The organism is Methanocalculus sp., assembly GCF_029762515.1.
Classification (GTDB): Archaea; Halobacteriota; Methanomicrobia; order Methanomicrobiales; family Methanocorpusculaceae; genus Methanocalculus.
Genome location: NZ_JARVGN010000434.1, coordinates 1 through 1824 on the forward strand (window position 1 = coordinate 1; position 1824 = coordinate 1824).

Annotated in this window: 1 protein-coding gene; it reads left to right on the forward strand. The window is 54.3% G+C overall.

All coding sequences use genetic code 11. The features are described 5' to 3' along the window. Window positions 1-155: 155 nt before the first annotated feature. Window positions 156-1824 (forward strand): aminotransferase class V-fold PLP-dependent enzyme (locus QCH34_RS11865; RefSeq protein ID WP_300334446.1); only part of this gene is annotated, 1669 nt, incomplete at its 3' end.

Sequence of the window (1824 nt, forward strand, 5' to 3'; positions counted from 1 at the left end):
CACCCGTGATCTGACGGTATCACTCAAGCAGTTCACCGAGTACCGCTCTGATAAAACGCCGGAGACGAGCGGGAGCATCGTGCAGGCAGACCGGCGCGTGCTCATCTGAACATCCCCACCATATCTTTCATCGCCTCAAAGCACCAATAGAATGAATGATGCGAGAGCCGGCAGTCAAAAAGGAACTCTTCTGGTGCGATACCTGCAATCTTCCGCTTATCGGGAGGAGATGCGGATGCGGAAAAGAGGCGCGGGCGATCCCCCTGCTGGAGCCATTTGACTTAAGGCCCGCCCTTGGTGCAGATCGCAAACTCATTCAACAACTGCTCAACAGCCGGTTTGGAGAGGTGCCCCTCCCTGAAATCATCCTCCTGAACAAAACCGGCGGAAGGGACAGGGCCGATCTCATCATCATGAATGGCAGCCGGTTTGGGTGGCTCCTCTTCGATCCAATCTCCCGGCAGTTTTCACTGGATGTCGCACCGGAATCACTTCCCTACCTGCTGAAGCATACAACAACCGGCATCGTAAACCTTGACGATCACATCGACCAGGAGAAGAAGGTCAGAATCGGGGGGAAACGCTTCCCCCTCAAGTCACCTGTTTTGGATGGTACCGTCATCGTCAGTTACAGGAGGAAATATGGAACCGGTGTCGTTCGTGACGGCCATATCAGGGTGAAGGAACTAATGCAGGTAAATCCCGTAACCTTCAAAAACCCCGACTGGAAGAGGGGAGTCCTGCAGAACCAGTACCATCTCAGGCTTATGGAGCGGGACAGCCTGCGGATCATTGCAAAACATAAAAATGACCGGCCAACCGCAAATGTCTCGTTCTCAGGTGGAAAAGACAGTGCCGCCGTCCTCCACCTTGCCAGAAAAGCCGGAGTGGAATCGGCATTCTTCATTGATACCGGAATCGAGCTCCCCGAGACGATCAGGTATATCGAATCACAGAAGGTCGATATCATCAGAAAAGGCGGAGATTTCTTCGCAGCAGTCGAAAAGGCCGGCCCGCCGGGAAAAGACCATCGCTGGTGCTGCAAACTGTTAAAACTCCATCCCCTCAGGATCTATCTCTCGGAGATTGGGGCATCGGTCACCTTTCAGGGGAACCGGTGGTACGAGTCGTGGAACAGGGCAGACCTTGATGAGACGAGCCAGAATCCGGCAAACCCTCTCCAGCTGAATGTTTCACCGATTAGAAACTGGCGGGCATTTGAAGTATTCCTCTACCTCTGGTGGCAGGATGTGCCGATTAATCCGCTCTATGATTTGGGGCTTGAACGGATCGGCTGTTACCTCTGCCCGGCAATGCTCGAGAGCGAATATGAGCTGCTCAGAACCCTCCATCCTGATCTTTGTGATCGGTGGGATGCCTTCCTCATGAAATGGGCTGGGAAGAACGGGCTGCCTGATGCATACCACCAGTGGGGGCTCTGGCGATGGAAGGCGCTCCCCCCGAAGATGCGCGAGCTCTGCCGTGAACACGACATCCCGGTGAACAAGGACTTCACCCTGAAAGAAGGGGCGCCCCGGAAGAGTCCCGAGAGGATGGAGAAGGAAGAAACTGATGGAGAGATAGCTCCAAAGAAGACAAAAGGGGTATCCTTTTCTGAGACAGTACGGCGGGACTTTCCAATCATCCACGACTGTATCTACCTCGATTCAGCGGCAATCAGCCTCTCCCCTGAACCGGTTGTCAATGCTGTTGTTGAGTTTGAACACACGTATCGATCCAATGTCGGAAGAGGCATCCACCGGTTCACGCAGATCGCCTCGCAGCGGTACTGGCATGCCCATGAGAAGGTCGCCCGGTTCATCG